The sequence below is a fragment of the Acidithiobacillus sp. genome, from assembly GCF_023256195.1.
Taxonomy (GTDB): domain Bacteria; phylum Pseudomonadota; class Gammaproteobacteria; order Acidithiobacillales; family Acidithiobacillaceae; genus Acidithiobacillus_A.
Genome location: NZ_JAGDWX010000036.1, coordinates 59234 through 80297 on the forward strand (window position 1 = coordinate 59234; position 21064 = coordinate 80297).

Annotated in this window: 19 protein-coding genes; 18 read left to right on the forward strand and 1 reads right to left on the reverse strand. The window is 64.2% G+C overall.

What is annotated here, in order from left to right:
• Positions 1-5 precede the first annotated feature (5 nt).
• From Q0C23_RS09185 to Q0C23_RS09225, 9 genes are all read left to right on the forward strand, one after another.
• Positions 6-1598, forward strand: a complete 1593-nt coding sequence (locus Q0C23_RS09185; protein WP_291512076.1) for an iron ABC transporter permease — start codon at positions 6-8, stop codon at positions 1596-1598.
• Positions 1599-1631: 33 nt separating this feature from the next.
• Positions 1632-2711: an ABC transporter ATP-binding protein gene (locus Q0C23_RS09190; RefSeq protein WP_291512155.1), complete on the forward strand. Its 1080-nt coding sequence runs from the start codon at positions 1632-1634 to the stop codon at positions 2709-2711.
• 2 nt (positions 2712-2713) lie between these two features.
• Positions 2714-3433, forward strand: coding sequence for a hypothetical protein (locus tag Q0C23_RS09195; RefSeq protein ID WP_291512077.1), 720 nt, complete (start codon positions 2714-2716; stop codon positions 3431-3433).
• Positions 3430-3606 (forward strand): hypothetical protein, encoded by a 177-nt coding sequence (locus Q0C23_RS09200; RefSeq protein WP_291512078.1) that lies wholly within the window; start codon positions 3430-3432, stop codon positions 3604-3606. The genes Q0C23_RS09195 and Q0C23_RS09200 overlap by 4 nt, the downstream gene beginning before the upstream one ends.
• A 1-nt stretch (position 3607) precedes the next feature.
• Complete coding sequence (locus Q0C23_RS09205) at positions 3608-4435, forward strand: ribonuclease I (protein ID WP_291512079.1); 828 nt, start codon at positions 3608-3610, stop codon at positions 4433-4435.
• A 14-nt stretch (positions 4436-4449) separates the two neighbouring features.
• Positions 4450-6024 carry an alkaline phosphatase family protein gene (locus Q0C23_RS09210; protein WP_291512080.1) on the forward strand — a complete coding sequence of 525 codons (1575 nt, stop codon included), beginning with the start codon at positions 4450-4452 and terminating at the stop codon, positions 6022-6024.
• 228 nt (positions 6025-6252) lie between these two features.
• On the forward strand, positions 6253-7731 hold the full coding sequence (locus tag Q0C23_RS09215; RefSeq protein ID WP_291512081.1) for an efflux transporter outer membrane subunit: 1479 nt from the start codon (positions 6253-6255) through the stop codon (positions 7729-7731).
• Positions 7724-8881, forward strand: a complete 1158-nt coding sequence (locus Q0C23_RS09220) for an efflux RND transporter periplasmic adaptor subunit (RefSeq protein ID WP_291512082.1) — start codon at positions 7724-7726, stop codon at positions 8879-8881. The genes Q0C23_RS09215 and Q0C23_RS09220 overlap by 8 nt, the downstream gene beginning before the upstream one ends.
• Before the next feature lie 118 nt (positions 8882-8999).
• Positions 9000-10226, forward strand: a complete 1227-nt coding sequence (locus Q0C23_RS09225) for an NAD(P)/FAD-dependent oxidoreductase (RefSeq protein ID WP_291512083.1) — start codon at positions 9000-9002, stop codon at positions 10224-10226.
• Positions 10227-10411: 185 nt separating this feature from the next.
• Here Q0C23_RS09225 and Q0C23_RS09230 read toward each other — a convergent pair whose 3' ends face one another.
• On the reverse strand, positions 10412-11023 hold the full coding sequence (locus Q0C23_RS09230; RefSeq protein WP_291512084.1) for a Yip1 family protein: 612 nt from the start codon (positions 11021-11023) through the stop codon (positions 10412-10414).
• Positions 11024-11413: 390 nt separating this feature from the next.
• Between Q0C23_RS09230 and Q0C23_RS09235 the strand changes: the two genes are divergently transcribed.
• The 9 genes from Q0C23_RS09235 to bamB all read left to right on the forward strand — a co-directional run bounded on the left by Q0C23_RS09235 (position 11414) and on the right by bamB (position 21061).
• A complete protein-coding gene (locus Q0C23_RS09235; protein ID WP_291512085.1) occupies positions 11414-13108 on the forward strand; it encodes a multicopper oxidase domain-containing protein in 1695 nt (564 codons plus the stop codon).
• Positions 13109-13318: 210 nt separating this feature from the next.
• Complete coding sequence (gene ndk / locus Q0C23_RS09240) at positions 13319-13747, forward strand: nucleoside-diphosphate kinase (protein ID WP_291512086.1); 429 nt, start codon at positions 13319-13321, stop codon at positions 13745-13747.
• On the forward strand, positions 13744-14856 hold the full coding sequence (gene rlmN / locus Q0C23_RS09245; RefSeq protein ID WP_291512087.1) for a 23S rRNA (adenine(2503)-C(2))-methyltransferase RlmN: 1113 nt from the start codon (positions 13744-13746) through the stop codon (positions 14854-14856). Before ndk ends, rlmN begins: the two co-directional genes overlap by 4 nt.
• A 5-nt stretch (positions 14857-14861) precedes the next feature.
• Positions 14862-15698, forward strand: coding sequence for a type IV pilus biogenesis/stability protein PilW (pilW, locus tag Q0C23_RS09250; RefSeq protein WP_367273192.1), 837 nt, complete (start codon positions 14862-14864; stop codon positions 15696-15698).
• Positions 15699-15708: 10 nt separating this feature from the next.
• Positions 15709-16803, forward strand: coding sequence for a helix-turn-helix domain-containing protein (locus Q0C23_RS09255; RefSeq protein WP_291512089.1), 1095 nt, complete (start codon positions 15709-15711; stop codon positions 16801-16803).
• Positions 16804-16825: 22 nt separating this feature from the next.
• On the forward strand, positions 16826-17926 hold the full coding sequence (gene ispG / locus Q0C23_RS09260; protein WP_291512090.1) for a flavodoxin-dependent (E)-4-hydroxy-3-methylbut-2-enyl-diphosphate synthase: 1101 nt from the start codon (positions 16826-16828) through the stop codon (positions 17924-17926).
• A gap of 12 nt (positions 17927-17938) precedes the next feature.
• Positions 17939-19258 (forward strand): histidine--tRNA ligase, encoded by a 1320-nt coding sequence (gene hisS, locus Q0C23_RS09265; RefSeq protein WP_291512091.1) that lies wholly within the window; start codon positions 17939-17941, stop codon positions 19256-19258.
• A 1-nt stretch (position 19259) separates the two neighbouring features.
• On the forward strand, positions 19260-19871 hold the full coding sequence (locus tag Q0C23_RS09270; protein ID WP_291512092.1) for a tetratricopeptide repeat protein: 612 nt from the start codon (positions 19260-19262) through the stop codon (positions 19869-19871).
• Positions 19868-21061, forward strand: a complete 1194-nt coding sequence (bamB, locus tag Q0C23_RS09275) for an outer membrane protein assembly factor BamB (RefSeq protein WP_291512093.1) — start codon at positions 19868-19870, stop codon at positions 21059-21061. Before Q0C23_RS09270 ends, bamB begins: the two co-directional genes overlap by 4 nt.
• Positions 21062-21064 lie beyond the last annotated feature (3 nt).

A 21064-nucleotide genomic window follows, 5' to 3' on the forward strand; every position in this document is an offset into this window, starting at 1 on the left:
GTATCGTGCGCGGTTTTCGAGGCGTCCTGCGAACTCTTCCGGTGTGGCTGATCATCCTGATCTTTTTCGTCTATCCCTTGGGTCGCTTTCTGCTGTTGCCCTGGTTCCCGGATTGGGCGCCCCAGAGCATCGGGGCGACTTCCTGGCCCAGTGATACCTGGGCGGCCCTGCGGAACTCCCTGCTGCTTGCCACGGCGGCGGCGATTATCGCGGCCTTGTTGGGGACCCTCTGGGCTTGGGCCATGGAGCGTCGGAGCAGCGTCTGGCATCCTTGGTCGGAGGCGATTCTCTGGCTGATCTTTCTCATGCCCAGCTATCTTTTGAGCACGGGCTGGGAGATTCTCTTCGCCGCCCCGGCCCTTCGCCACGGCCTCCTGCATGAGTGGTTCTACAGCCCTTTGGGTATCGTTGCCCTGCTGGCTGCCAAGGCGCTGCCCTTTGCCGTATTCGTGGTACGTCCACTGTGGGCTGCCCTGGGGCATGAACTGACGGAAGCGATGCGCATCTTTGCGGTACGTCCGGGGCGGGCGCTCTGGATTTTTCTGCGCCTGGCCATTCCCGTTGCCTCGGCGGCCCTGGTAGTATCCTTCATCGAGAGCGTGCAGGAATTTGGCATTCCCGCGACCCTGGGAGCCCACTTGCACCTGCCGATCCTGACCTATTCCATCTACTCGGCCTTGAGTACCTCGCCCCTGAATTTCGTGGGCGCGTCGCGTCTGGCCTTGCTGCTGGTGGTTCTGGCGCTTTCCGGAGCCTTGTTGCAGATCGTCTTGCAGAAGCGATTCGGTGCGGTGCTGGTGCATGGGCAGGTACGGCATCGGCTGCCATCGCGACCTCGGCGATCCGAAGCGGCCATGATCGCCGCTCTCAATCTGTCGGTGGGCCTGCTCGTTTTGTTCCTTCCTATGCTGGCCGTGGTCGGCTCCGCCTTTCGTGGTGGCTGGGCAGCATTGCGCACCGCCGACTGGAGTCCGGTCCTGCACTCCCTGGGGTTTTCGCTGATGGCGGCGTCTCTGGCGATCCTGCTCGCCTGGCTCTTTGCCCGCAGCCTGGTCTCCGGGGGGGTCGGTGGCCGGGCGATGGATGTTTTTTCCATGGGCAACATGGCCGTTCCCGGACTGGTACTGGGGGCTGCCTATATCATGGCTTTCAATGTGCCGGGCTTTTCGCTGTATGGTGGCAGTCTCTTGCTGATCCTTGCCTACACCGCCGCCACGGCACCGATGCTCACCCGTCTCCTGCAGGCGCCCATGGCGCAGCTGGATCGCTCTTTGGGGGATGCGGCTCGGATCCACGGGGTATCGGCATGGGCTCGCTGGCTGGATATCGACGCGGCTCTACTGTCGCGACCGCTGGTGCGCGGCTGGCTCCTGGCTTTTGGCACCGTGATGTTTGAACTGCCCGTATCGGAGCTGCTGTATCCGGCGGGTAAGACCCCCCTGGGCGTTGCCGTTCTGGCCCTGAACAACGGCGAGCATTATGCGGCGGCGGCGCGCCTTGCCCTCGGCGGCCTCGCCAGCGTGGCGCTGGTGACTGTGGCGGTGCTGGTGCTATTGCGCCTGGCACTGCCGGACTATCGTGTGCTTGTGGCAGAATAGGAGCGAGACCATATGGCGACGGCAAGGGAAAGGATGCCTGCGGTGAGCACCGCGCAAGAGATGGGAGCCAGCGAGGCCGCGTCGCTTCTGGAAGTGGAAGGGCTGCACCTGCGTCTGGGCAAAAAGGCGGTGCTGCGTGGCATCGACCTGAACCTGCGCAAGGGTGAAGTCGTGCTCATCATCGGTCCGTCAGGGTCTGGCAAGAGCAGCCTTTTGCGCGCCATCGCCGGTCTGGAGCCGCTCGAGAGAGGAAGTATCCGCCTGTGTGGGAAGGTTTTGGACGACGGTCGAGGTACCGCTTTGGATCCGGAACAGCGGCGGATGGCCATGGTTTTCCAGGATCACGCGCTCTGGCCACACCTGTCGGTGCAGGAAAATGTGGGGCTGGTGATTCCCGGTCGCGACGGTCGCGACAAGGCCCTGGCGCTTCTAGAGCGCATGGGTATCGCCCACCTGGCGAAACGTCGTCCCCACGAGATTTCCGGGGGGCAGCGGCAGCGGGTGGGTCTGGCGCGAGCACTGGCCGTCGCGCCGAGTCTGATGCTCATGGACGAGCCGCTGTCCAGTCTCGATGTGGAGCTGCGCGAACAGTTGCGCCTGGAGATCCGCCGCTGCTTGCGTGCGCTGGATATCGGTGCCCTGATCGTCAGCCACGATCCCGACGATCTCTGGCGTCTTGCGGATCGGGTCGTGGTTTTGGCGGATGGCCACATCGTGCAGGATGGTCCGCCCCAGGCCCTCTACGATCGCCCTCGGTTGCCCTGGATTGCCCGTTTTACCGGTGCGCAGGGTCCGTTCCCGGCGCAATGTAAGGATGGTGCGCTCACTGTTGCCGGGCAGCGACTGGCGCTGGCGGGCTCTGTGGGCGAGGCAGGTCCCGGAATGCTCTTCATCCGACCCGAAAGCGTACAGATCCGGACGGAGGAGCAGCAGGGGCTTGTCGGCGTGCTGCGCCATTGTGCCTTCGAACGCGGTCACTATCGCAGCTACTGGGAGCTTCCGGGTTTGTCCGAGTCTCTGGTGGCTACCTCCTCCGTGGCGCCGCCGCCGCGCGCCCGGCTCTGGATCGATCCGAGCCAGCTTTTCTTCTTTCCACAGTCTCCACAGGAGTGAACATGTCGCCCTGGCAAATCGTTACCGCCACCGGTCTTGCGGCCATCGTCGAATGGGTCGAGGCCTTCACCATCGTCCTCGCTGTCGCCCTCACCATCGGCTGGCCGCGGGCCTTGGGGGCAAGTCTCGCCGCTATCGTGACCTTGGTGGTCATGACGGCCGTAGGGGGAAGCCTGCTCCTGGCGGGTATCGATATCCAGTGGCTGCAGGCAATAGTGGGGATATTCCTGCTCTTTTTCGGCAGTCGCTGGTTGGCCAAGGCCATTGCCCGTGCCGCCGGACGGGTGCCTCTGCACGATGAGGAAAAGGCCTTTGCCAAGACCCAGAACCTGCTCCGCGGCGATGTCTCGGCGGCCTGGCTCGTGGCCTACAAGGGCGTGCTTTTGGAGGGGCTGGAAGTTTGGCTGATCGTCATCGCTCTGGGTGCCCAGACCCACACCATCGATCTGGCCGCTGCTGCCGCCGCCGGTGCCCTGGTGTTGGTGGCCTTGGCTGGAGCTATCATCCACCGACCGTTGCGGCGGGTTCCCGAAAACAGCATGAAATTTTTTGTCGGTGCCATGATTACGGCCTTCGGCAGTTATTGGAGCCTGCACGCCCTGGGTCTGCAGTGGCCGGGAGAGGATGCCGCGATCTTGGCTCTGGTGGCATTCTATCTCCTGACGGGGATCGTCGCGGTCCTGATGCTGCGGACCAACAAGGTGCGAGGGGTAGCGGCATGAAGGCACTGTGGAAGACCCTGTTCGGTGACCGTTATACCGTGGCCGTGGTGCTGCTGGCTCTGGCCCTGAACTACGCGCTCTTGCGCAGCCCCTGGGCGTATGTGGTGACCTACAGCTTTCCTGCCCTGCTCATGGCAGGCATCGTCTGGATGGCCTGGCGACAAGGAGATTGATGTGCAGCAGAAAAAGGAGGGGAGCGTGATGTGGTGGATGATCTGGCTGCTGGTAGGGCTGCTTGGTGGGTTGGAGCCGGCGACGGCCTGGGCCGAGGGCCCCGTTCCGCCCGCGACGGAGATGCGATTTCAGCACTACACCTTTGCCATGTTGTGGCAGCCAGGGGTGTGCAAGACCTGGACCGATGTGGGCGCGAGTTGCAGTAACATCGGCCCGCGCTCGCGTGCCAGTCAGGAGTGGAGCCTGCACGGTCTCTGGGCCAGCCGTCCCGAGGTGCTGGTCCGTCAGCAGGTACCGGACGAGACTTGGTGGCGCTATGGCTGCAACTGGTTCGAGCCGGGCCACCCACCGCTCCCGCACGATTCCTGCAGCGCCCTGCCGGCCCTGAAGCTATCACCGGCCGTCGAGCAGCGTTTGCATGCGCACATGCCCATGGCGAGTAACTGTCTGGACCGGCATGAATTCTACAAGCACGAGGTGTGCTTCGGCTCCAGTCCCGATGCCTACTTCAGCCAGGCTCTGCGCCTTCTGGACAGGGTCAATGCCAGTAGCTTCACGGCCTTCGTCCGCGATCATCGCGGTGAGTGGGTGCGTCGCGATGCCTTGCTGCGGGCCTTCGCCGATGCTTTTCACGGCCACAGCGATGCGCTGGAGCTGCGCTGCGAACAGCCCGATGGTAAGCGCGGTGGGTCTCGGAGCGAGGGTACCGTATTGACGGAGGCCTGGATCACCTTGCGCGCGGACAAGGTCGCCGACTTTCCTGCGGGCGACAGCTTGATGGCGGGGCGCAAGGGGAACTGCGCGCGCCTCATCCACATCCTGCCCTGAGCGAAGGCTAGCATATGGCTCAGGCAAAAATGGACCGCCGCCACTTTCTGAAGAGTCTGGCCGCGGTAAGTATCGCGGCAGGGCTTGCCCCGGGCCTGGTGGGCCGTAGCCGGGCGGCAGGCCGGGAGGCTGCGGCTCTACGGGAGAAGATCGACCATGTGGTCGTCATTTTTCAGGAGAATCGCAGTTTCGACCACTACTTCGGTACTTTTCAGGCCGCTACCGGGCAGGGGATCCTCAATCTGCTTGACGACGATGGTCGGATAGCCCGGCATTTTGACGGGCTGCAGAAAAACCCGGCGGGAATTCCCTATCCCGACTTGCCACTGCCGCCGGAGATCCCGGCCTTTGCCCATGTGCAACTTCCCAACAGGCCCTTCCACCTGGGTCCTTTCATGCCGGCGGACAGTCGCCTGCATTGGGACCCCAAGCACCGTTTCTATCGTATGTTGGCACAGATGCACGACGGTGGCATGGATCGTTTCGTTGCCCTGGCAGGGAGTGGCACCATGCACCTGCGGCGCCAGGATTTTTGGCAAATGGACGCCGAGGAAATAGTCTTCGATCTGGCCCGGCCCAGTGGTCCCGTCCTCGGCTACTACGACGCGGGGGATCTGCCTTTCTATCATCGCGTGGCCCATTCCTACACGCTCTTCGACCACTGTTTTCAGGCCATGAGCGGGGGCAGTACGGGCAATGCTCTCTACCTCGTGGCGGCTCGCTCCTGCGTTCACCCCAAGGTGGCGCCGGAGCACTGCGCGCCTTTCGATCCGCGGGAGAGCGGCAAAGCTCTCGTGTTTTTCGATCTTCCCTACGATCACCGTCGGGTACTCATCAATGACCTGCCGCCCATCCAGGGACCAACGGATGCGGGACGTGCGGCCAGCCTGAAGATATCACCGCCTCCGGCAGCTCAGGATTATGCCAATATCGGCGACCTGTTGAGCGGAGCCGGCCTCGATTGGGCCTGGTACAACGAGAACTGGCATCTCGTCAAAAACTGGGCTCTGAAGAATGCCTTTGGTCCCGGTGATGGATCTGCCATCATCGACAGCAGCAGCATCTATGTCGCGCATCACAATCCTTTCCAGTACTACCCGCGTTGGCCAGACTACGTGCGTGCCGGGCACATGCGCGACAGTCAGGACTTCCTGGAAGATGCTCGGCGAGGTCATCTTCCCGCCGTCTCCTTCCTCAAGGCCAGCGCCGCTCACGACGAGCACCCCGCAGACTGCGCCCCAGCCCAAGGAATGGCCTGGGTGGAGCAGCTGGTGCGTGCGGTGGCCGACGGTCCCGCCTGGGAGAGGACCGCCATCTTCATCACTTACGACGAGGGTGGCGGCTTCTGGGATTCGCTGCCGCCACCATCGGTGGATGCGTATGGCTTCGGCACCCGCGTGCCGCTGATCCTTGTCAGCCCCTGGGCGCGGCGCGGCTTTGTGGACCACCATCCAAGCTCCACAGCGAGTATCCTGCGCTTTATCGAGCAGCGTTTTGGCTTGCCTGAGCTGAATGCGCGTGACGGTGCTGCTTACGATCTGCTGGATGCCTTTGACTGGACGCAGAAACCGCAGCCTTTTTCCATCTAGAGTCGCAGGGGTTGGCAGTGTCATGGCCCTTGCACCTGGGCTGACCCTGGTCTACCGACGGCCACTGACCACTGTGGCGTGATGCGGGGCAGGGGGGGACGAGCCCGCGTCGACGGTGCTAGACTTCGACGATTCGCTCGTTGTTGCTGAAGGAATGTGGGTGGCCGTGCCGTTGGGGGACGTTTTTGCCAAGATCTGCGCCTGCGACTACCTGCCGACAGGCGCCGCGTGGTGCTGGCTGCTGCTGGGGATCAGGGCGGCACGGTGAAGACTCAGGGTCGGCTGGTAGTGGCTGCGCTGGGTCTGTTGCTGGCCGGTTGCGCGGCGCTGCCGCAGCACCTTCCAAAAAATCGCGACGCCGGGGCCGTACCGGACCTGAAGCGGCCGATGGATATGGCAAACATCCCTTGGCCCCAGGCACGCTGGTGGCGGGAGCTGCGGCAGCCGGCCCTGGATACCTTGGTGGAACGGGCCTTGGAACACAATCCGGATCTCCAGGAGGCCGATGCCCGGGTGCTTCTGGCCCAGGCGCAGGTAGCGGCGGCCCACTCGCGTCTGCTGCCCCATTTCGATGTCGGCCTGTCCTTCACCCAACAGTACTTCTCAGACCAGGGTCTGCACCTCAGCGCCAATGGCACCAGCAACTTCTACACCGAACTCAATCCCATCGAGGCCCGTTACCACCTGGATCTGTGGGGGCAGGATGCCGATCTCGTGCGGGCAGCGCGAGGGCGTCTGGCCATGGCGCGGGCGGAGGCTGCCCAGACACGCCTGCTCCTGAGTACGGCCACGGCCCTGCACTATTTGGCCTTGCAGGGGGATGAGCGGGTCCTGCACCAGGAAAGACAACTACGGCACTGGCAGAAAACGGCCTTGCAGGTGGCGGAGCTGGCCTATGCCAGCGGTCTTGAGGATCGCAGCGCGGTAGACCTGGCAAAGGTGGCCCTGCAGCAATCGTCTCGACGCTGCGATGCTCTCGTGGCGGTCATCGCTGCCGAGAGGCATGCTCTGGCCGCCTTGGCAGGGCAGGGGCCCGACGCGTCCGTCCCGGTGGACACCGCAGACTCCGGCCATGCCAGGCCAAGCGTTGGCTTGCCGGCGCAGCTGCCCATGGAACTTCTGGGCCGACGGCCCGATATCGTGGCGGCGCGCTGGGCCGTGCGTGCCGCTGCCGCCCAGGTGGGTGCGGCGCGTGCCGCCTTCTATCCCGACATCAACCTGCGGCTCTTGGCCGGGTGGAACAGCATTCGTCTTGGCGATCTTTTCAACCCCGGTAATTTTGCTCACGCCGTGGGTCCCGCCATCACCCTGCCGATCTTTGAGGGAGGTGCACTGCGCGCTCAGCTCCGGGCACAGAATGCTGTCTTTCTGGCCGCGCAGGACCACTATCGCGAGACGATCCTGACCGCGCTGCAGCAGGTGGCCGACGTGCTCAGCGACGCCCGGCGCCTGGAGCGCGACGCCAAGGCCCTGCAGACCCAGCAGCGGTCGCAGGATCGGCAATGGCAGCTGCAGCGGACGGCCTGGCGCAGCGGTCTGACATCCCGTCTGCCCAGTATCGAGGCACGCATCCAGCTGCAGGGTACCTTGGAAGCGGAAACGGTCAACAGGATCCAGCGCCTGCAGAACTGGGTACTGCTGGAATCGGCTCTGGGTGGGGGCTATGACGCCACCCTCGGGAAGAAGACAAAGGACCACGATGGCTGACGCAGACCAAAAAGCACATCCACCGCACCCCTATCGGAACTTTTTTATCTTTGCCGCAGTGTTGCTGCTGCTCGCCGCAGCCTGGGGGATCTGGTGGATTCTGGTTGGAAGCCAGCGCGTGCGTACCAACGATGCCTACGTGCAAGGCAACATCGTCCCCGTGCAGGCGCAGACCGAGGGCACCATTCGTCGTGTCTATGTCGAGGACACCGAGTACGTCCACGCGGGAGCGCTTCTCGCCAGCGTTCAAGGGGATCGCAGCTATCTGGCCCTGAAGGCGAGTGAGGCGGCTCTGGGCCGCACGGTGCGCGAGTTGCGGCGGGAATTTGCCCAGGTGCAACGCCTGCGCCACACCCTCGCCGCGCAGACCGCGGAATATGCCAAACTTGCCGACAATCTGGCCCGCTACCGCAGAGCGCAGGCAAGTGGGGCTGTGGCCGCCATCCAGATCACCGACACCCAGGCGGATATGCAGGTACTGCGTGCGCAGATGGGGGCGACGCGTGCGCAGCTGGCCGCCGCCCTGGCGCTGGTGGGGAATACGACCCTGGACGACAATCCGCTGGTGCGTGCCGCGGTGGCGCAACTGGAGCGTGCCTATGTCGCCTGGGCGCGTCGGGATCTGCGTGCCCCCGTCAGCGGCTATGTGGCGGAGCGCCATGCCTATCCGGGTCTGCGCATTCATCCCGGTCAGCCGCTCTTCAGTGTCGTGCCCTTGCAGACGCTCTGGGTGGTAGCGAACGTCAAGGAGACGGAAATGGCAGGGGTCCAGCCGGGCGATCCGGTCCGCCTGACCAGCTACTATTACGGGGATTCGGTGGTCTACCACGGATTCGTGGAAGGGCTGGTGCCGGGCGCCGGCAGCGCCTTTTCCATTTTGCCGCCGGAGAATGCCACGGGAAACTACATCCATATCGTCGAGCGGGTTCCGGTGCGGATATCCCTGCCGCCCAAGGCCCTGGCGCGCCACCCGCTGCGTCCGGGCCTGTCGATGGTGGCGCGCATAGACACTGGCGGTCAGCGGCGACACAGCGTGCTCCTGCCTCTTACCAAGACGCCCGTCCACGGTTACGAGACCCGCATCTACGGACACGAGTTACAGGAGGCGAAAAAGCTGGCACGGACGATCATCGCGCAGAACTCGGGCTGAGGGTTACACCGCGCCGCCGCTTTGCCCCATGGAAAGCGTTATGCGGCGCTCTGTCCTATCCTGAAGTATGTCAAGGCGGTCGGCATCGATTGCAAAGGTCGATAGTGGAGGAGGTCCGATGCGAGAAGAAATCCCCGATTGGCGTTATCTGCTCATCGGTGCAGGGCCGGCTGCAGCGGCGGCGGCGGTGGCCATTCGCGCATGCGACCGCGAAGGAAGCCTGCTGATGCTGGGCGCAGAGGCCGAGGGGCCCTATCAGCGGCCACCGCTGTCCAAGGGCCTGTGGCTGGGCAAAGACCACCTGGATGATCTCCCCCTGAAGTCCCCCGCCGAGTGGGAGGCTCTAGCGGTGCAGCGACATCTCGGCGATCCCGTCCGCCAGCTGGATGCCAGCGCCCGTAAGGTCACCACAGCCGCGGGCAAGACCTACACCTACCATCGCCTGCTGCTGGCTACGGGTGGGCGCGCACGTCGCCCCCGAGATCTGCCCCCCGAGCTGGCGACGCGCGTCTTCACGCTGCGCAGCCTCGACGACTATGAGGGTTTGCGGGCGGCTCTGCATCCGGGTCTGGAAGTCCTTGTCGTCGGTGGTGGTTTTCTCGGTGCCGAAATGGCGGCGGCCCTGTCCCAGCAGAAGGGGCTGAGCGTCCACTACGCCGTCGCCGGTGCTGCCCCTCTGGCCCACATCCTGCCGCCAGTACTGCAGAAGGAAATCGGTGCCCGCTACGAAAAGGCGGGTGTGGTGCTCCATCCGCAGCATCGCTTGGCGGATCTTTCCTTGGAACAGGACCGGCTCACGGCACGCTTTGATGGCGTCGGAGCGCTGGCCTGCGATCTGCTGATCTACGCGACGGGCATGGAGGCCAATGTCGAGCTCGCGCAGCAGGCAGGCCTCACCCTCCGCCTTGGCGGTGTTCGCGTGGACGCCCAGATGCGCAGCAGCGACCCTCACATCTGGGTTGCGGGCGACCTGGCCAGCTATCCCGACCCGGTATGGCAGGTGCCGATTCGTCTGGAGCACTGGGACAACGCCGAAGCCACAGGGCGGGCGGCTGGACTCGCCATGGCCGGGGCAGGGGAGCCCTTTACGCACCAGTCCCTCTTTTTCAGCGACCTCTACGAATTCGGTTTCGAAGCGGTGGGCCGATGCGAGGTGCAAAGGGTGCTGCGGGTGGCGGCAGAGCGTGGCGGCAAAGCGGCGGTGGTCTATTATGGCGAGGGCAGCGAAGTGCAGGGGGTACTGCTGTGGAACCTCTGGGACAAGGTGGACACGGTCCGCGCCGGCATCGCTGACCGACGTCCCCTGGACGATCCCTTCTGGCGTCGATCCCTGGAGGCTTGGTAGTTCGTCCCACAGTCTGAAGCAAGTGATCCCGCCGAGCTAGGGCAAGGGCTGCGTTCAGGACCGCCGCCCATCCCCGACATCGGGTCCCTCCCATCGCTGCAAGGTCCCGCCCATGGTCGCAGGGCCGCGGCGAGATCTCGCCCCCGGACGGAAGATTGCCGAGGGCACAGCCAGCACGGGCGCGGTCAGAACCTGGGTGTGGAGAAGGACGTGCCTGCCAGAGTCAGGGAGCTGACGATCATCTGCAGAACGACGTTCACGACCACGGCGACGACGACGATTACCGCGGTGAAGGCGATTGTCTTGTCCTCAGGGCACTCGAGGGTCCGCGGCAACGCCAGATAGGTGAGGTAGATGGCGTAGAGCGCACCGACCAAGACGGCTACGGCACCGAGGGGCGGGATGATGAGCAGAATACCGGCAAGCCACACGGGGGTCATGGCGTAGGCCACGGTCTTGGTGGCCTGCACCAGGTTCCCCGAACACTGGAAGGATGGGCAGAGCGCCTTGATTATCCAGGAGAGCAGGGCGACCAGAACGATGGTCGTCGCATAGCCGAGAACGGCGCTGGTGACCAGGATGCCCGCACCCATGGTCATGTACGGGCTCAGCATGCCGGCCATCCGACCCACCCACCACAGGCTGCCCAAGAGACCTGCGACAGCGGGAAGGGCGGCGAGCCAGAGGACCCAGCCGATATAGACGGCGTTGAGGGATGTGTCTTCGGCGGCAACCTGTGCCCAGAAGTCGCGCGGATTGGTGAACAGCATCCGGATACGATCGGTAACGGACAGCATGTTATTTGCTCCTCTCCAGTGGTCGATATCAGTGTAGTGTGCGGCGGGTGCACCCACAAGCAGGGGGGCGGACACATGTCGCTCCCGAAAAGGCGGGGCAACCGCCGCTTCTGCCCTGGCGAATCGCAGGCCCGCCCAATCCAGGCGGATCCCGGCGGATTATGGCTTTCTCTCCCGATCCATGGGGGGGCAAACGCGCACCTCGGACAAGGCGCGGATGGTGGCGGTTTTGTTGCGCAGGCTCAAGACGCTCCCTGGCAAATGAGGGCGACGGTGGACCTGTCACTCGGTCGCCCCGAAAAAATATAAACCTTACAATCGCTTCACGGTTGTGCGGTTGAGAATGCCGCTCTAGACTGAGACATGTTCCAGTGCAGGAGGATCCTTTCCATGCAGAACCAGGACGTACCGCCGCAGTCTCCTTCCACATCCCGCCGCCTCTTCCTACAAGAGCTCGCGGCCCTTGTGCTGCTGTCGGGTACCAGCGGCTGGCTACGCGCCGCCGACATGGGCCATATGGCCGGTATGGCCATGGGTGCGGGTTCCAAATCCATGGGGATGGGCTCCATGGCCGCGACGACCCCCGTGCTGGCCCATCCACCAGTCTTTGCGACGGCTTTGCCCATCCCGCCCTTGTACGCGGGTGAACGTGCCGCAGACGGCGTTCGCGAGTATCACCTCGGCATTGCCGCGGGGCAGGCGCCGCTGGCCTCCGGACTCGCGCCAACCCCCACCTGGGGGTATCGCGGTGCCTTGCTGGGACCCAGCCTGCAGATTCCTCGGGGCGAGCCCGTCCGCATTTGGGTACACAACGGTCTCGATCAGAGCACCACGACTCACTGGCACGGCGCCCACGTGCCAGGGGACATGGACGGTGGACCGCAGAGCCTCATCGCGCCCGGGCAGACTTGGCATTACCACTACACCATCGATCAGCCGGAGGCGACGCTCTGGTATCATCCCCATCCCAACGGGCGCACCGGACCACACGTCTATGCTGGCCTGGCGGGACTCTATCTGGTGCAGGACGGCAGCGCGGAACGTCTGGGTCTGCCGAGGCGCTACGGCATCGACGACGTCCCGATCATCGTCCAGGACCGTCTATTGGATGATCGCGGGCGTCTCGTCTACATGCCGAAGCCCATGGACGTCATGGGCATGAAGGGCAACCGTTTTCTCATCAATGGTCGCGAATCGCCGGTACTCAAGGCGCCGGCAGGCTGGCTGCGGCTGCGCCTGCTCAACGGTTCCAACGCCCGGCTCTACAATTTTGCGTTTTCCGACGACCGCGTGTTCTACCAGATTGCCACGGATGCAGGCTTTCTGGAGACTCCGGTGGCCATGCATCGCTTGCTCCTGGCACCGGCGGAGCGGGCTGAAATCCTGGTGGATCTGCGCCGCCTCCAGGGTCGACGCCTGCGGCTGCGCAGCGACTCCGCCGCTGTCGTACCCAGTCTCAGTACCATGCCCATGGACAGCGATGCCTACGATCGCAGCGTATTCGATCTGCTCGAGATCCAGGTCGGTCCGCCGCTGGGGCCCGGAGGGCGCCTGCCAGAGCAGCTCACGACCCTGGCGAAGTTACCGCCGGCCCAGCGGGAGCGACATTTCAGCCTCCAGGGCATGATGGACGACATGGGCGGAAAAGGCATGGGGAGTGACATGGGCGCGCTGCGGCAGGCGGCGGCCAAGGCCCTGCACAATGGTCCGGGCGGCATGTCCATGGGTATCGGTAATCTGCCTCTCTTCACCATCAACCACCTGGCCATGGACATGCAGCGCATCGATCTGTCCACTCGTCTCGGCACGACGGAGGTCTGGGAAGTGGTGAATCAGGCGCACATGGCCCACACCTTTCACGTCCACGGCGTTTCTTTCCGCATCCTCAGTCGCAACGGTCAGGAGCCGCCGCCCGGGGAGCGCGGCTGGAAGGATGTCGCTCTGATCCGCCGCGGCGAAACCCTACGTCTGGGCATGACCTTCACACAACCCGCGTCCAAAGCCTTTCCTTTCATGTACCACTGCCACATGCTGGAGCATGAGGACAATGGCATGATGGGGCAGTTTACGGTAGTGCGCAGCTGAGTCTTCCCGAGAGCCTCGGTGAAACCGACGCCGATCCTCTGTGGTCGCCGTCGATCGTGACCTGCGCCCCGGATTGTGACCGCGCCGATACACCGAGCGCTCGGCCCAAGCTGGGTGCCGGTTATCCCGGTCGGGCCGGTAAAATTGCGGGCAAGGCAGGCCGGTGCTAGTCTATGCTCGCTTTTACCTTTTGGCCCCATTGAGGAATTTATGGCAGTTGAGCGCACTCTATCGATCATCAAACCGGACGCCGTCAAAAAAAACGCCATCGGCGCCATCCTTTCCCGCTTTGAGCAAGCTGGTCTTCGGGTCATTGCCGCGCGGATGATGCAGTTGAGCGCGGCCGATGCCGGGGGCTTTTACGCCGTCCATAAAGCCCGTCCTTTTTACGGCGAACTTTGCGATTTCATGAGCAGCGGGCCGGTGTTGGTGAGCGTTCTCGAGGGTGAGGGTGCCATTGCCAAGAATCGTGAACTCATGGGAGCTACCAATCCCAAGGATGCGGCACCGGGCACCATACGCGCCGATTTTGCCGAGAGCATCGACGCCAACGCCGTGCACGGATCGGACAGCGCCGAGACCGCCGCCTGGGAGATAGCCTACTTCTTCTCGCAGAGGGAGTTGTGTCCGCGGTCATGAGCGAGTTGCGCTTGGCGGCGGCCCCAGGGGCCGACCTGCCCCACCTACTAGGGCTGGATCGGTCGGGCCTGACGGCCCTGCTGCAGCAGTGGGGTGAATCACCCTTTCGGGCGAGCCAGGTATTGCAGTGGGTGCATCAGCGGCAGGTGGACGATGTCGCCGATATGAGCAATATCAGCAAGACCTTGCGGGCGCGACTTCTGGCGGAGACTCGCTGGGATGAGCCCGAGGTCATTGCCGATCAGCTGGCGCAGGATGGAACCCGCAAATGGCTTCTACGCTTGCCCGACGGAAACGCCATCGAGACGGTCTTCATCCCGGAAGAGGATCGCGGGACTCTGTGCATATCCTCCCAGGTGGGTTGCTCGCTGGCCTGCAGCTTCTGTGCCACGGGCGCCCAGGGCCTCAATCGCAATCTCGCCAGCCACGAGATCATCGCGCAGTTGCGGGTGGCGCGTCGCCACCTGGGCCTGGATGCCATTACCAACGTGGTCTTCATGGGCATGGGGGAACCGCTCCTCAACCTCAAACAGGTGATCCCGGTCATCCGTCTGCTGTTGGACGATTTTGCCTATGGCCTCAGCGCGCGACGGGTGACGGTGAGCACGGCGGGGGTCCTGCCGGGACTCGAGCAGTTGGGACGCGAGACTCCCGTCAATCTCGCCATCAGCCTACATGCCAGTCGAGATACGCTGCGGGATGAGCTGGTGCCCATCAACCGTCACTATCCCCTGGCGGAACTCATGACCGCCTGTCGCCACTATCCCTTGCCGCCGCGACGGCGTATCACCTTCGAGTACGTCATGCTGGACGGTATCAACGACGGCGATGGCGATGCCCGCGCTCTGGTGCGTCTGCTGCAGGGACTGCCGGCCTTGGTGAATCTCATTCCTTTCAACCCCTTCCCGGGCAGCCCCTACCGCCGCTCCAGCACCGCGCGTATCGATGCCTTCCGCGAGATCGTGCTGCGCGCCGGCATCATGACGGTGACTCGACGTCCGCGCGGTGACGATATCGCGGCGGCCTGTGGTCAGTTGGCCGGGCAGGTCCGCGACGGTCGTCGCGCCTTGGTACGCATGCCCGCACCCCGTCCGGAGCTGCGGCCATGAGGGGGATGGCCTGGCGGCTTTCTCTGGCTGTGGCGCTGGTGGCCGGTTCGCTCTCGGGCTGTGGGCTCTTTTCCAGCAAGCGCAGTACTCTCGCTCCGGCAGAACTGGCGGCGCAGGAAGCCCGCCAGAATGCCGCTGCTGCAGAATCCCGTGGGCTGCGCGCGCCACCTACCGATAAGGCAGCCATCTACACCTCCCTGGGCGCGGCTTATCTGCAGGATGGACACCCGCGTGAGGCCATCCGGCAACTGCAACTGGCGCTGAAGGAGCCCGGCAATCACGGCGACGCTTACAATGTCATGGCCTTGGCCTATGCCAATCTCGATCAGCCGGAGGCGGCGTCCAAGGCCTTTTCCAAGGCCCTGGAGGCGGACCCCAAGAACCCGGAGTACCTCAACAACTTCGGCGCTTTTCTGGTGCAGCAAAAGCAGTATGCCAAGGCCGTCGGGTACCTCAAGCGCGCAACGGAAGATCCCTTGTACGCCACCCCGCAGTTCGCCTGGACGAATCTGGGGTTGGCCTATATCGGTCTGAAGGATGAGGCAGCGGCTCGGGCCGCCTTGGCTCGGGCACTCTACCTCAAGCCGGCCTACCCACCGGCACTGCAAGTTCTGGCGCAACTGGATTTTGAGACGGGCGACCTGCCTGCTGCCTACTCCCACGTGCGCGAGGTGCTGGCACAGGAACCCGAGGATCCGCCGGCACTTCTGCTCGCCGGTCGCATCGCGGCCGCTCAGGGGCAGCGGCGCGAGGCGGAAAAGTACTGGCAGCGCTGCGTCAATGCCAATCCTTATTCTCCGGCGGGCAAGGAAGCGCAGCGTCTGCTGGTGGGAGGAGGGTGATCGTTCTCCTATGAGCGCCCATCCGCCCGAGTCCGTCCAAGACTTCGATGTGCTGCGTCAAGCGCGAGAGCGGCGTGGTTGGAGTCCCCAAGCAGCCGCTGAGCGCTTGCACATCCGCGCAAGTCAGGTAGAGGCTCTGGAACAGGGAAACTTCCAAGCACTGCCGGGAGCGGCATTCGCGCGCGGTTACCTCAAGAATTATGCCCGCCTGCTGGATCTCGATCCGGAACCCTTGTTGGTGCTCTTCGATGGGCGCAGCGGCGGTGCCGGAGTGAAACCGACGGATCACGTCCTGCCGGACTCGGAAGATCCGCTGCTGGATTACAGCCGACCCATGTTGCTGCTGTCCCTGGTGGTAGCCGCCGCCATTGCTGCCATTGCCTGGTGGATCTGGGGCGGAGGTGGCGCGGCCGAACCAAAGACGGCAGAGTCGACGAGCGCAGAATCGACGTCTGCCGCCGCATCGGGCGTCGGGGCCAGTGCGCCGGTGGCGAGTTCCCTGTCGAGCACGACAGCCAGCAGTGCGGTGCGTCTGGCGGTGCCGGCGCCCAGCGCCGCATTGGCTTCTACCGCCAGTTCGGCGTCGACGGCGGCTGTGGCCAGTGCGGCCGTGGCCGGGGCCCAGAGTGTGCCAGGACCGTCTACCGGTCTACACTTCGTCTTCACCGGTCGCTGCTGGGTGCAGGTCCAAGACGCGCGAGGCAAGACGCTCCTCGCACGGTTGGCAGAGGCTGGCCAGACCCTGGCGGTAGACCAGGGACAGCCACCGTATCGGATATTGATAGGCAAGGCAGAGAATGTCGAGATTTCCTACGACGGCAAGCCGGTGGCGCTGCCCGCCAACGCCTTGGGTGTGGCCCGTCTGGAGGTAGGGACGGCGCCGATTCCGAGTACGCCCGCTGTCGCCAATGCGCCGAATGGCGTCACCGCCAGCGGGCGCTCGCCCCTCAGGCCAGGTCATGGCCAGCGATATCCGGTTCCCGCGCCAGCGGGGATGGATTCGCCGACGGCGCCGGGGTTATCATCGCCGCAGTCCAATGCTTCCGCCGGTATGGGTGCCACGCCGAGCAGGCCGCTCGCCAGCACGTCCTCGGCCGCATCCTGAGCTCAATACAGCGAGGTTTGTCATGTACCACGAGTCGCCCATCCGCCGTCGCCACAGCCGCCAAATCCACGTAGGCAAGGTCGCCATCGGGGGCGGTGCGCCCATCAGCGTGCAGAGCATGACCAACACCGAAACGCGGGACGTCGCCGCCACGGTGGCGCAGATCCGCCGGCTTGAGGCCGTGGGTGCGGACATCGTCCGGGTATCGGTGCCCAGCATGGAAGCCGCCGAGGCCTTTCGCGCCATCCGTGCCGAGGTCGAGGTGCCGCTGGTGGCCGATATCCATTTCGATCACCGTATCGCCCTGCAGGTGATGCGGGATGGAGTGGACGGCCTGCGCATCAATCCCGGCAACATCGGCTCGGTTGACAAGACCCGCCTAGTGGTGGAAATGGCCAAGGATCGCGGTATCCCCATCCGCATCGGCGTCAATGCCGGCTCTCTGGAGAAGGACATTCAGGAAAAATACGGTGAACCCACGCCGGAAGCTCTGGTCGAGTCCGCCTTGCGCCACGTTGCCATCCTCGACGAACTGAATTTTCACGACGTGAAGATCAGCGTCAAGGCCTCGGATGTGTTTCTTGCCGTGGGCGCCTATCGTCTGCTCGCACAGAAGGTGGATTATCCCCTGCACCTCGGCATCACCGAGGCGGGTGGCCTGCGTTCGGGGACGGTGAAGTCGGCCATCGGTCTCGGCCTGCTCCTCCATGAAGGCATCGGCGACACCATTCGCGTGTCCCTCGCGGCGGATCCCGTGGAGGAGATCCGGGTAGGCTTTGACATCCTCAAAAGCCTGCACCTGCGGCAAAAGGGTATCAATCTCATCGCTTGTCCGTCCTGCTCGCGCCAGGAATTCGATGTCATCAGTACCATCAACGCCCTGGAGGCGCGGCTGGAGGATATCCTCGAGCCTATGGATGTCTCGGTCATCGGCTGCGTGGTCAACGGCATTGGCGAGGCCAAGGAGGCCGATATCGGTCTGGCTGGCGGCGACAAGCGCAGCATTCTCTACTTCAAAGGGAAGCAGGTGGATCGGGTCGAGAACCGCGACATCGTGGACGTCCTGGAAGAGCGAATCCGCGCCGAGGTAGCCCGCCGTCGCGCCGGCAGCGCCGACGCCTGACCCCGACTACTCATGGCGCACAAGGGTTTGCAGGCCGTTCGCGGCATGAACGATCTGTTTCCGGAGGACACCTCGGCCTGGCAGGCGCTGGAGGCGACTCTGCGGGAGCAGCTCCATCGCTACGGTTTTGGCGAGATTCGGCTGCCCTTGCTTGAGCACTCGGAGCTTTTTGCCCGAGCCATCGGTGACGTCACGGATATCGTTCAGAAAGAGATGTACACTTTTCTGGACCGCAATGGGGATTCTCTGACCCTGCGCCCAGAGGGCACGGCGGGAGTGGTGCGCGCCCTCATCGAGCACGGCCGCCTGCGCGGTGCGCAACCACGGCTCTATTACCTTGGCCCCATGTTTCGCCACGAGCGGCCGCAGAAGGGCCGCTACCGCCAGTTCCATCAGTTGGGGGTCGAGATGTTCGGTCTCGCCGATGCCAGCAGCGACGCCGAGCTCATCGCCCTGTCTGCCGGACTCTTGGACAGGATCGGTGTGCAGGCGCAGTTGCAGATCAACTCCCTGGGCACGCCGCAGGCGCGTTCCCGTTATCGCGAGATCCTCTTGCAGTACCTGCGTCCGCGAGAGGCAGATCTTTGCGCGGATTGCCGCGACCGCCTCGAGCGTAATCCTCTGCGTGTCCTGGACTGCAAAGTGGAAGGCTGTCGTGCGGTGGCGGCGGACGCGCCGCGGCTACTGGAGTATCTGGACCCGGAGTCGGCGGAACACTTTCATCAGCTACGGTCCTACCTGGACGCCTTGGAGATTCCCTATCGGATTAATACCAGTCTCGTGCGCGGTCTGGACTATTATCACCGGACCGTCTTCGAGTGGGTGAGCGACGCCCTGGGCGCCCAGGGGACGGTGCTTGCCGGCGGTCGCTACGATGGTCTGGTGGAACAGTTGGGCGGACCGACGACGCCGGCTCTCGGTTTTGCAGCGGGGCTCGAGCGCCTGCTCGCTTTGCAGGCGCTCACGGGCCACAAGCTGCCGGCAGCACGGGTGCAGCTCTTTTTGGGAGCCCTGGACAGCGAGGCGATGGCGGCGGTATTGCGGCGGGCAGAGGCCCTGCGCGCCGACGGTGTGGCGGTGGTGGTAGGCGGACCGGCCAGCCTCAAGACCCTGCTCAAGCAGGCGGAGCGCAGCGCTGCCCGGCTGCAGGCCATCGTCGGCGGTGCTCAGTTGGCTGACGGTGGCCAGCCGGTCCGACTGCGGGAGCAGGACGCTGTCGGCGGTTGGGAAGGACCGTGGTCCGAGCTGGAACAGGGGTTGCGTTCCCTGGGCGTTGATTTCGGCGCGCCGCCTCCCCATACTGAGCGCATCTTATCGATACCCGAAGTGTGACGTGACCGGCCCAGAACTCTCCGACTATCTCTATCGCCACCGAAAATCCCTCATCGTCGTCGTTGCGCTCGTGGTGCTAGGCGCCATGGGCTTCTTCGGTTATGCCAAATATCAGCGGCATCAGATGGCGCAGGCGGCGTCGGTCTACAGCGAGCTGACGCAGACCGTGGCAGCCAATGAAACGGCGGCAGCGCAGGCCAGCGCCCAGACTCTGCTGCAAAAATACCCGCATACACCGTATGCCACCATGGCGCGTTTTTTCATGGCGCGCATGGAGATGATGCAGCACCACGACGCACAGGCGCAGGCGCAATTGCAGACAATCCTCAAGAGCGGGCACCTGCCCACCGGCATGGAGGGACTCGCCCGCTTCGCTTTGGCGCGGCTGCAGCTCGGTCAGGGGCAGGCCAAGTCCGCTCTGGAGACGCTGGGTTCGCCCGGTGATGCCTATGCACCACTGTTCTGGGAGCTGCGCGGCGATGCGCGCGAGCAGCTGAAGGAGTGGCCCAAGGCGCGACAGGACTACCGGAAGGCGGAGCAAGCCCTGCCGGCGACCGATCCCTATCGCGCATACCTGCAATTGAAACTGGCCAATATCGGAGTCCATTCGTGAGCTCGCATCCTTTCACCGCGCGTGGCCTTGGGCGAGCGCTCCTGCTGCCGGTGCTGCTCTTCTCCCTGTCCGGCTGTGGCATGCTCTCGTGGTTTTCTTCGTCCAAGCCCAGTCCTAAGGCCGTCGCGCCGCTGGCCAGCCAAGCCGAAAAGGTGCAGGTCGGGATGGACTGGCAGGCGCGCCTCTACGGCACCTGGCGTCTGCAGCCCTACGAGACCTCCAATATCGCTGTGGGAGATGGGCACATCTTCCTGGTCGATGCCTCCGGGCATCTGCTCTGTCTCGACTCCCAGGGCAAGCAGCAGTGGATGGTGCGTCTGGACGGCAAGAGCGCCCGCGGTCCCAGCCTGGCCGACGGTGTCGTCTACATCGGCACGGACAGCGGCAAGCTCTACGCTTTTGCGGCCAAGAACGGACACCGTCTGTGGGTCACGCAACTGGACTCCGAGGTGCTCAGTCCCATTACGGTGAGCAAGGACGCCGTGCTGGCGCAGTTGGTGAATGGCCAGTTGGTAGATCTGCAGCGCCGGGATGGCAAGCTGGACTGGACCTTTTCCATGAATCAGCCGTCCCTGCTCCTGCGCACCTTGCCGGCGCCGGTGGTGGATGGTGATGTGGTCTACGCGGGTTTCGCCGACGGCAATCTGGTAGCACTCAACCTCAATAATGGCGCCGAGCTGTGGCGGGCAGCGGTAGCGATTCCCCACGGCAGCAACGAGCTGGCACGGATGGTGGATATTGCCGCCACCCCGGTAGTGGACGGCGATCGCGTCATTGCTGCCGCCTATCAGGGTAACTTGGCCGCCTACGCAGTCAGTGGCGGCAGCGAGGACTGGTCGGTGCCCATGTCGGTCTATCTGACCCCCGTACTGGCGGACGGTCATCTGTACGTAGCTCAGGCAGATGGCCGCATTGCCGCCGTCGATCCCCATTCTGGCGTGGTCCTCTGGCGCAGCGAGGTCCTGAAGGGTCAATACCTGACCGGGATCGCGCACTGTGGCAAGGACTTGCTGGTGAGCGACGACGCCGGCTCCATCTACGTTTTCGATCCGCAGTCCGGGCATCGCGTGGGACAGAGCGCCGTCTCTGCCAGCGGTATCCAAAGCGCGCCCGTCTGCCTTGGCAAGGATCGGTTCCTGGTACTGAGTGGCGCCGGCACGCTCTATCAACTGCATCTGCGTCCGCACTGAGCC

Excerpts from the sequence above, each read along its gene's own strand:
- Q0C23_RS09190 (WP_291512155.1), top strand. The coding sequence starts at position 1,632 with ATGCCTGCGGTGAGCACCGCGCAAGAGATGGGAGCCAGCGAGGCCGCG.
- Q0C23_RS09195 (WP_291512077.1), top strand. The coding sequence starts at position 2,714 with ATGTCGCCCTGGCAAATCGTTACCGCCACCGGTCTTGCGGCCATCGTC.
- Q0C23_RS09200 (WP_291512078.1), top strand. The coding sequence starts at position 3,430 with ATGAAGGCACTGTGGAAGACCCTGTTCGGTGACCGTTATACCGTGGCC.
- Q0C23_RS09210 (WP_291512080.1), top strand. The coding sequence starts at position 4,450 with ATGGCTCAGGCAAAAATGGACCGCCGCCACTTTCTGAAGAGTCTGGCC.
- Q0C23_RS09220 (WP_291512082.1), top strand. The coding sequence starts at position 7,724 with ATGGCTGACGCAGACCAAAAAGCACATCCACCGCACCCCTATCGGAAC.
- Q0C23_RS09225 (WP_291512083.1), top strand. The coding sequence starts at position 9,000 with ATGCGAGAAGAAATCCCCGATTGGCGTTATCTGCTCATCGGTGCAGGG.
- Q0C23_RS09230 (WP_291512084.1), bottom strand. The coding sequence starts at position 11,023 with ATGCTGTCCGTTACCGATCGTATCCGGATGCTGTTCACCAATCCGCGC.
- Q0C23_RS09235 (WP_291512085.1), top strand. The coding sequence starts at position 11,414 with ATGCAGAACCAGGACGTACCGCCGCAGTCTCCTTCCACATCCCGCCGC.
- ndk (WP_291512086.1), top strand. The coding sequence starts at position 13,319 with ATGGCAGTTGAGCGCACTCTATCGATCATCAAACCGGACGCCGTCAAA.
- rlmN (WP_291512087.1), top strand. The coding sequence starts at position 13,744 with ATGAGCGAGTTGCGCTTGGCGGCGGCCCCAGGGGCCGACCTGCCCCAC.
- pilW (WP_367273192.1), top strand. The coding sequence starts at position 14,862 with ATGGCCTGGCGGCTTTCTCTGGCTGTGGCGCTGGTGGCCGGTTCGCTC.
- Q0C23_RS09255 (WP_291512089.1), top strand. The coding sequence starts at position 15,709 with ATGAGCGCCCATCCGCCCGAGTCCGTCCAAGACTTCGATGTGCTGCGT.
- ispG (WP_291512090.1), top strand. The coding sequence starts at position 16,826 with ATGTACCACGAGTCGCCCATCCGCCGTCGCCACAGCCGCCAAATCCAC.
- hisS (WP_291512091.1), top strand. The coding sequence starts at position 17,939 with ATGGCGCACAAGGGTTTGCAGGCCGTTCGCGGCATGAACGATCTGTTT.